An 8,524-nucleotide genomic window follows, 5' to 3' on the forward strand; every position below is an offset into this window, starting at 1 on the left:
CGGGCCACACTCGTATTCACTGACAGAATTTCAGATTCAGCAGAGATATCCGTCGGCGGGGGATACCCGCATCCAGGGCCTGAGCACACGGGATCTGGTTGCACAGGATCTGTTTGCACAGCAGCCGGACGGACAAGGACAGACTGCACATATGTGAGGCCGCCGGCTCCAGCAGAGCGCACGGGATGCAGAAACGAACGGATTCCAGCTGGCCGCCTCAACGCCCAGCTGTCGGTCCGGATCGGCGCCCGGCAACGAGAGTACAGGTTGATACCCGGCAACGGGTGCCAGCTTGGTGCCCGACATCGGGTACCAACCTGGCTCCCGGCTACTGGTTCGGGTTGGTCTTACGCGACCGGATGTTCTCGGACCGCAGGGCTCGTTCGAGCAACGAGTCGAAGGACGCCGCGACCTCTTCGGCCGGTTTGCCAGGCCAGGAGTGGATCGGACGAGCCGAACCCTGAGCCTGCTGCATCACGGCGCGTTCCGCCAGCGGAGGATTGAGCACGAGGGGACCGAACATCTCCCGCATCTCGGTGATGCGATAGTCATGCTCGGTCGATCCGGCTCGGACGCGGTTGACGACGAGGCCCAATGGCTGAATATCTGACGTCCCGCGCTGCCGCAGCTCATCGGCCGCACGCAGCGCACGATCCGCCGCAGCGACTGAGAAGAGACTGGGCTCCGTCACCACCGCGACCCGACTGCTAGCGGTCCACGCAGTCCGCGTCAGCCCGTTGAGGCTGGGCGGGCAGTCGATGAGGACGAGCCGATAGCCCTTGGCCACCCGGGTCAGAGCGTCGTCGAGACGACGCAGATACCTTTCGGACAGGGAGGGCCGATCGAACTCGGCGGCTCTCGGGGAGCCGGAGATCACGTCGAGATGGCCGAGCTTGTCGCCCACCCACCCCGAGGGGATGATCGCCTCGGACAAGATCTTCTGGGACTTGGGAGCAGCGAGCACATCGGCGATATCGACCCGCGTCGAGGTCGGGACATCGAGGCCGGTCGACGAATCCGCTTGCGGATCCATGTCGACGACAAGCGTCGGAATTCCCCGGCTGTAAGCGGCCGAGGCAAGGCCGAGCGTCACGGATGTCTTACCGACTCCGCCTTTGAGGCTGCTGATACTTAGGACAAGCACTCTCCTACGTTAACGTATCGGACCGGGCTGAGCAGTCTCGACCACGCCGGGGGACCCCACCCGATGAAAATGGGACCCCCCTCTCTATGAGTGCTCCAGGTCACTGAGTAGAGTTATCTCTCGACAGCCCGTCGACCACTCGCCTTCAGGCGAGCGATACAGAAGTGAGAGACACAGATGTTCTCTAAAGTTCTTGTGGCCAACCGTGGAGAGATCGCCGTTCGCGCGTTCCGAGCAGCATACGAGCTCGGCGTTTCGACCGTCGCCGTATTCCCGTACGAAGATCGTAATTCCGAACACCGAATGAAGGCCGATGAGGCCTACATGATCGGCGAAGAGGGCCACCCGGTCCGCGCCTACCTCAGCGTCGAAGAGATCCTGCGCGTGGCGAAGGAATCCGGGGCCGATGCCATCTACCCCGGCTACGGCTTCCTCTCGGAGAACCCTGATCTCGCTCGTGCCTGCGAAGAGGCGGGCATCACATTCATCGGCCCGAAGGCCGACGTGCTCGAACTCGCCGGCAACAAGGTGCAGGCACTGTCAGCAGCCCGCAATGCCGGCATCCCCGTCCTCGACTCGACTCGCCCCTCGGCTGACATCGCGCAGCTGCTCGCCGACGCCGAGTCCATGCAGTACCCGCTCTTCGTCAAGGCCGTCGCCGGCGGTGGCGGTCGCGGTATGCGCCGCGTGGCCGAGGCCTCGCAGCTCAAGGATTCGCTGAAGGCCGCCATGCGCGAGGCCGAAGGTGCCTTCGGCGATCCCACTGTCTTCATCGAGCAGGCTGTACAGCGCCCCCGCCACATCGAAGTCCAGGTGCTGGCCGACAACGATTCGAATGCGATCCACCTCTTCGAGCGTGACTGCTCTGTTCAGCGTCGGCATCAGAAGGTCGTCGAGATCGCCCCGGCACCGAACCTCGACCCCGCCATCGCCAAGGCCCTCCACGCCGATGCGCTGAAGTTCGCCGCCGCTCTCGGCTACCAGAACGCCGGAACGGTCGAATTCCTCCTCGAGACCGACGGACCGCGCAAGGGTCAGCACGTCTTCATCGAGATGAACCCCCGCATCCAGGTCGAGCACACGGTGACCGAAGAGATCACCGACATCGACCTCGTGGCATCGCAGATGCGCATCGCCGCCGGGGCGACCTTGGCCGATATGGGACTGACCCAGGACCAGATGCGGATCAAGGGCGCAGCGCTCCAGTGCCGCATCACCACCGAGGATCCGGCCAACGCCTTCCGCCCCGACACCGGCACCATCACCGCCTACCGCTCGGCCGGCGGCGCCGGAGTCCGCCTCGACGGCGGCACGGTCCACGCTGGCGCCTCGGTCAGCGCCCACTTCGACTCGATGCTCGTGAAGCTCACGTGCCGCGGACGCACCTTCGAACAGGCCGTCTCACGTGCCAAGCGCGCCCTCGCTGAGTTCCGCATCCGTGGCGTGTCCTCGAACATCGGCTTCCTCCAGGCAGTTCTCGAAGACGAGTCATTCATCAAGGGTGATCTGGCGACCTCGTTCATCGAAGAGCGCCCGCACCTGCTCGACGCCCGTGTCAGCGCCGACCGTGGATCGAAGATCCTCGACTATCTCGCCGATGTCACGGTCAATCGACCCCATGGGGAGCCCTCGGTTCGCATCCGCCCCGGAGAGAAGCTGCCTGACATCGACCTCGGTGCCACTCCGGCACCCGGCAGCCGCGATCGGCTCCTGGAACTGGGACCCGTCGGCTTCGCCTCGGCGCTGCGTGAGCAGACGCCGCTGGCCGTGACCGACACGACCTTCCGCGACGCCCACCAGTCGCTGCTAGCCACTCGGGTGCGCACCCGCGACCTGCTGGCCGTCGCCGGCCACGTGTCCCGGATGACGCCAGAGCTGCTGAGCATCGAAGCCTGGGGCGGCGCCACATACGACGTGGCCCTGCGGTTCCTCGGCGAGGACCCCTGGGAGCGCCTGGCCGCTCTGCGCTCGGCTGTGCCCAACATCAACCTCCAGATGCTGCTGCGCGGGCGCAACACCGTCGGCTACACCCCGTACCCCACCGAGGTCACCGACGCCTTCGTCGACGAAGCGGCCCGCACCGGCATCGACATCTTCCGCATCTTCGACGCCCTCAACGACGTCGCTCAGATGCGTCCGGCCATCGACGCCGTCCGCGCCACGAACTCGACCGTCGCCGAGGTGGCCCTGTGCTACACCTCCGACATCCTGGATCCGCGTGAGGACCTCTACACCCTCGACTACTACCTCAAGCTGGCCGAGGAGATCGTCGACGCGGGCGCCCATGTGCTGGCGATCAAGGACATGGCAGGTCTTCTGCGTCCGGCCGCCGCGACGAAGCTCGTGTCCGCACTGCGGTCGAACTTCGACCTGCCCGTCCACGTGCACACGCACGACACGGCAGGCGGTCAGCTCGCGACACTGTACGCGGCAGCCGCTGCCGGTGCCGATGCCGTCGATGCCGCCTCGGCGGCCATGGCCGGGACGACCAGCCAGCCGAGCCTTTCAGCCCTCGTCGCCGCATTCGAGAACACCGAACGCGACACGACGATCAGCCTCGCCGCGGTCAGCGACCTCGAACCGTACTGGGAATCGGTCCGCAAGGTCTACGCGCCCTTCGAATCCGGACTGGCCGGACCGACAGGACGCGTCTACCGCCACGAGATCCCCGGCGGGCAGCTGTCGAACCTGCGCCAGCAGGCTGTAGCCCTCGGACTGGGGGAGAGGTTCGAGGAGATCGAGCGCATGTATGCCGCGGCCGACTCGATCCTCGGCCACCTCGTCAAGGTCACACCATCATCGAAGGTCGTCGGCGACCTCGCCCTGCACCTCGTCGGTGCTGGCGTCGACCCGCAGGAGTTCGCAGAGAACCCGGACCGGTTCGACATTCCGGATTCGGTGATCGGATTCCTCAGCGGCGACCTCGGTGATCCTCCGGGCGGATGGCCCGAACCGTTCCGCACGAAGGCACTGGCGGGACGCACCCACAAGCCTGTGTCAGAGAACCTCGATCCCGAGGATGCTGCGGCACTCGTAGAGCCGGGGCGAGAACGTCAGGTCAAGCTCAACTCCCTCCTCTTCCCCGGACCGACGAAGGAGTTCGAGCAGATGCGCGCGAACTACGGAGATCTTTCCGTCGTCGAGACCTCGGAATACCTCTACGGACTCACTGCCGGCGAAGAGCATGCCGTCGAGCTCTCGAAGGGCAAGGACCTGCTCATCGGCGTCCAGGCGATCAGCGGCACCGACGAACGCGGTATGCGTTCGGTGATGTTCACGCTCAACGGGCAGCTGCGGCCGCTGCAGGTGCGCGACCGTGCGGTCGAAAGCGATGTCAAGACCGCTGAGAAGGCGGATCCGTCCAATCCTGCCCATGTGGCCAGTCCGTTCGCGGGTGTCGTCACGTTGCAGGTCAAGGAGGGTGACACGGTCGAAGCCGGTGGAACGATTGCGACCATCGAGGCGATGAAGATGGAAGCATCCATCACCACCCAGACCGCAGGCACCGTGTCCCGCATCGCCATCGGCGATGTCCAGCAACTCGAGGGCGGCGACCTCGTCGTGGTCATCGATGGCTGAACGCCAGATCCGTCTGTGGGGTGATCCGGTGCTGCGTAGCCCGTGCGCACCGGCCACATCATTCGACGAGGGTCTTGCCGCCCTCGCGCAGGACCTCGTCGACACCTCGCTGCCCGAGGGGCGGGCCGCTGTGGCCGCGCCCCAGATCGGTGTCGGAGTACGAGCATTCGGCTATGACCTCGACGGTCGCACGGGTTATGTCATCAACCCCGAGATCGTCGAGGTCGGCGGTGAGCTGCGAGACATCGAAGAGGGCTGCCTGTCCGTTCCAAGGCTGTTCTTCCCGACACCGCGCTACGAGTTCGCTCGAGTGCGCGGAGTCGACGCGAATAACTCACCGATCGAGATCTCCGGCACCGAGGTGTTCGCCCAGATGCTCCAGCATGAGGTCGCGCACCTCGACGGGCGGGTCTACGTCCAGACTCTGCCCAAGGAGCGTCGCCGAGAGGCGATGAAGGCCATCCGCGCCGCGGACTGGTTCCTCGCCAAGTAGACCCTGGGGCCGCACCCTCCGCCCCGCACCACTACAGTGAACGCACAACCGTGTCACCTGCCCAAGAAGGAGCATCAGTTGAACATCGAACGCACAGCAGTCATCGGCAGCGGGCTCATGGGAGCCGGCATCGCCGAGGTGCTCGCAAAGTCGGGCCTGGACGTGATCGTCCGCGAGATCAACGACGAGGCATCGGCCGCAGGCCGCGCCCGCATCGAGAAGTCCCTCGCCAAAGCGGTGGAGAAGGGGAAGCTCGAGTCCGAGGCGCGTGACGCTGCGCTGGGTCGCCTGCGCTTCACCACGGACATCGCCGACCTCGCCGACCGCCAGCTCGTCATCGAGGCGGCCAGTGAGAACGAGGAGATCAAGAAATCGATCTTCAAGGAACTCGATGAGGTCGTGACCGACCCCGAAGCGATCCTTGCCTCGAACACCTCGTCGATGCCGATCGTCCGCTTCGCGCAGTCGACCTCGCGGCCGGAACGAGTGCTGGGAGTGCACTTCTTCAACCCCGCACCTGTTCAGCCGCTGGTCGAGATCGTGTCATCGGTGCTCACCGCCGATTCCGTTCGCGAAACAGTGACGGACTTCGTCGCCGAGGTGCTCGGCAAGAGCCCGATCCAGGCCAACGATCGCCCGGGGTTCATCGTCAACGCCCTGCTCATCCCGTACCTGTGCTCAGCGATCCGCATGCTCGAGTCCGGATTCGCGACGAAGGAGGACATCGACGCCGGAATGGTGGGCGGTTGCGCCCACCCGATGGGGCCGATCAAGCTCACCGACCTGGTGGGACTCGACACCTGCCTGTACGCAGCGCAGAGCATGTTCGATGAGACCGGCGATCCCGCGACGAAGCCTCCAGTGTTGCTCTCCCGCATGGTCGATGCCGGTCGATTGGGCGTCAAGTCCGGCGGCGGCTTCTACGACTACTGAGGCTCTGCCTGAGACATGAGAGAACCCCTGATCAGTTCCATTGGAACCGATCAGGGGTTCTTTCGTCTGTGTCAGCGCTGCGGCCTCGGCATGGGCCGGTTGGTCAGTCTCAGCCGGCCAGGAGCTTTTCATAGCTCGCGAGCTTCACACACGCGACGAGGCCCTGCGCAGCCAACTCGACTTCATCGGCGGTCGGCATGGTCGGTGCGATACGGATGACGTTGTTGAGCGGATCCAAACCATAGGGATGGGTGGCGCCTGCCGGTGTCAGCTTCACACCCGCCTCGGCGGCCAATTTTACGATTCGGTCCGCGGTGCCCTCCATCGTCGTCAGCGTGATGAAGTACCCGCCGTCGGGGTGTGTCCACTGGGCCAGGTCGCGCCCGCCCAGTTCGGACTCCAAGGTGCTGAGCACAGCGTCGAACTTCGGTGCGATGACCTCTGCGTGCTTGCGCATGTGGGCTTCGACGCCGGCTGCATCGCCGAAGAACCGCAGGTGGCGAAGCTGGTTGATCTTGTCGGGTCCGATCGAGATCTTGCCGAGGTTCGCGCGCACCCAGCCGATCGTGTCAGGACCGGCCCCGAAGAAGGAGACACCGGCGCCGGCATGGGTGATCTTCGACGTCGAGGCGAAGATCCACGGACGCTCAGGATTGCCGGCCTCGGCACACAGGGACAGAATGTCGATGACCTCAGCGTGTTCGGGGCGCAGATGGTGGAGGCCGTAGGCGTTGTCCCAGAGAAGGGTGAAGTCCGGTGCGGCTGCGGGCATAGCGGCGAGCTCGGCCGCCCGCTTCGCAGAGATGGAGATTCCCGTCGGATTCGAGTACATGGGTACGAGCCACATACCCTTAACGGATTCGTCTTCGGCCAGGCGCTGCGCTTCAGCGACGATCGGACCCTCGTCGTCCATGGGAATGCTCAGCAGTTCGAATCCCAGCGACTCGGCGAGGGTGAAGTGCCGGTCGTACCCGGGCACCGGGCACAGCAGTTTGTGCGGGCCCTGGCCCCACGGCCGCGAACTGTTCGCGGTCCCGTGGAGAATCGCGAAGGTCAAGGTCTGGGCCATGAGGGACAGCGAAGCGTTGCCACCGGCCAGCAGCTGATCGGTCGGGACCTTCAGCAGGGGAGAGAAGAGCTCCCGGAGTTCGACGATGCCCTCGAGGCCGCCGTAGTTGCGCGTGTCGATCCCGCTCGGAGTCTTGACGTCGTCTCCGCTCACCGCATCGAGCAGTCCGGCAGCCAGGTCGAGCTGTTCGCTGGAGGGCTTGCCTCGCGTGATGTCGAGCTTGAGGCCTCGAGAGGCGAATTCCTCGTAGGCCCTGGCGGCGCTGTCGAGCTCTGCTTGCAGCTCTGAAGTGTGGGACATCGATGCTCCTTGTCGCAGTGGATCGGCCGGTGCCTCCATCCTAGTCACTGTCGCTTGCCGCTGTCTGTTTGCGACGCTGCCCGGACGCAGGCCAGGACGCAGGCCCGGAAACTCGTCCAGCCGGCATGGCGGCTAGAGTTGGACCGGATCGAAGGACACACAGTGCAATCGGGTGGGGGAGTGAGCCGGTGAGACCACGTGCACGATCGGCGCATGGGATGAACTTCGGCGCCCTCGCAGAACTCTACGACGAAGTCCGACCGGGGTATCCTGCTCAGGCGCTTGAACTCGCCGGGCGGGCCTGGGACGGCACCGCCGTCTGCGACCTCGGGGCCGGAACCGGCATCCTCACCCGCACGCTGCTGAATGCGGGCGCTGATGTAGTCGCGGTCGATCCCGACGAGGCGGCATTGGCACGCAATCCAGCGCCCAGCCTGGTCGGCACCGCTGAGGCCACCGGACTCGCCGACGGCAGCGTCAGCATCGTCACCGTGGGGCAGGCCTGGCACTGGTTCGACGAGTCGAGAGCAGCACCGGAGATCGCTCGCATCCTCGCCCCTGACGGCAGGCTGCTCATCCTCATCAACCAGCTCGATGTGCGCGTCGACTGGGTCCTGCGTCTGAGCCGGATTATGCATGCCGGCGATGTCTACCGCCCGCAGTACCGACCGCAGCCGGGGGCCGGGTTCGAACTCGTCGACCATGCCCTCGTCGAGTTCACGACTTCGATCACGGTCGACGGAATCGTCGATCTGGCACGCACTCGTTCCTATTGGCTGCGATCCAACGAAGCGGTCAGACAGCGGGTCGAGGACAACCTGCGTGGCTACCTGACACACGAACATCCGATCGATGGCGAGGTCGAACTGCCGTACATATGCCTGGCCTACGCTCTCGAGCGCTGAATCCGCGGACAGGAACACGCAGACAGCAGCTTGCAGACAGCAGCTTGCAGACAACAGCTTGCAGACAACAGCTTGCAGACACGACGAAGCGGGCCGCACCA

The 8,524-nt window shown here is 65.1% G+C and carries 6 protein-coding genes; 4 read left to right on the forward strand and 2 right to left on the reverse strand.

Features of this window, described 5'->3' with window-relative positions; genetic code table 11:
• Positions 1 to 328: 328 nt before the first annotated feature.
• Positions 329 to 1,144, reverse strand: a complete 816-nt coding sequence (locus MPN20_RS16555; protein ID WP_242783917.1) for a ParA family protein — start codon at positions 1,142 to 1,144, stop codon at positions 329 to 331.
• A 177-nt stretch (positions 1,145 to 1,321) separates the two neighbouring features.
• Between MPN20_RS16555 and MPN20_RS16560 the strand changes: the two genes are divergently transcribed.
• From MPN20_RS16560 to MPN20_RS16570, 3 genes are all read left to right on the forward strand, one after another.
• Complete coding sequence (locus tag MPN20_RS16560) at positions 1,322 to 4,723, forward strand: pyruvate carboxylase (RefSeq protein ID WP_242783919.1); 3,402 nt, start codon at positions 1,322 to 1,324, stop codon at positions 4,721 to 4,723.
• Positions 4,716 to 5,216 (forward strand): peptide deformylase, encoded by a 501-nt coding sequence (locus MPN20_RS16565; RefSeq protein WP_242783921.1) that lies wholly within the window; start codon positions 4,716 to 4,718, stop codon positions 5,214 to 5,216. Before MPN20_RS16560 ends, MPN20_RS16565 begins: the two co-directional genes overlap by 8 nt.
• Before the next feature lie 78 nt (positions 5,217 to 5,294).
• Complete coding sequence (locus MPN20_RS16570; protein ID WP_278190001.1) at positions 5,295 to 6,149, forward strand: 3-hydroxybutyryl-CoA dehydrogenase; 855 nt, start codon at positions 5,295 to 5,297, stop codon at positions 6,147 to 6,149.
• Positions 6,150 to 6,258: 109 nt separating this feature from the next.
• Here MPN20_RS16570 and MPN20_RS16575 read toward each other — a convergent pair whose 3' ends face one another.
• A complete protein-coding gene (locus MPN20_RS16575) occupies positions 6,259 to 7,518 on the reverse strand; it encodes an aminotransferase (RefSeq protein WP_242783922.1) in 1,260 nt (419 codons plus the stop codon).
• Positions 7,519 to 7,706: 188 nt separating this feature from the next.
• Here MPN20_RS16575 and MPN20_RS16580 point away from each other — a divergent pair, with 188 nt between their 5' ends.
• The gene (locus tag MPN20_RS16580) at positions 7,707 to 8,423 is read left to right on the forward strand and encodes a class I SAM-dependent methyltransferase (RefSeq protein WP_242783923.1); all 717 of its coding nucleotides are present in this window, start codon (positions 7,707 to 7,709) and stop codon (positions 8,421 to 8,423) included.
• The last annotated feature ends 101 nt before the right edge of the window (positions 8,424 to 8,524 follow it).

Source organism: Brevibacterium sp. ZH18, from assembly GCF_022748595.1.
Classification (GTDB): domain Bacteria; phylum Actinomycetota; class Actinomycetes; order Actinomycetales; family Brevibacteriaceae; genus Brevibacterium.